The organism is Mesorhizobium sp. M8A.F.Ca.ET.202.01.1.1, assembly GCF_004791595.1.
GTDB lineage: Bacteria > Pseudomonadota > Alphaproteobacteria > Rhizobiales > Rhizobiaceae > Mesorhizobium.
The window spans coordinates 1-338 of the sequence record NZ_SRUN01000146.1; the positions used below are offsets into that span (position 1 = coordinate 1).

The following is a 338-nucleotide window of genomic DNA, read 5'->3' on the forward strand; positions in this document are numbered from 1 at the left end:
CGCACGTAGCCCAGGTAGGCACCTACGCCGCCGCCGTGCTTGGACACGGGGGCGATATCGGTGTTGGAGTCATAGATGCCCTGCAGGCTGTCGTCCACCGTATCGATGAATCAGCTGGACAGCTGGCCGCCCACCTTGCCGGCGTTGGCCAGGGTCGGCGTGGCCACCGTCATGTACAGGTTGGACAATGCCCAGTACGCCTCGCCGACCAGCTGCATGCGCCGCTCGCGCGGCTTCTCTTCCTGCATGAGATACAGCGCGATGGTCAGCCAGCGCTCCTGCGGCAGTTCGTAGACTTCGCGGCTGCTGTCGCTGGCCAGGTAGCGCGTGGCCTACAG

General features: G+C 65.4%; 1 protein-coding gene. It reads right to left on the reverse strand.

The features are described from left to right. Positions 1–110 precede the first annotated feature (110 nt). Positions 111–320: a ribonucleotide reductase N-terminal alpha domain-containing protein gene (locus EN845_RS34225; RefSeq protein ID WP_281041057.1), complete on the reverse strand. Its 210-nt coding sequence runs from the start codon at positions 318–320 to the stop codon at positions 111–113. Positions 321–338: the final 18 nt, after the last annotated feature.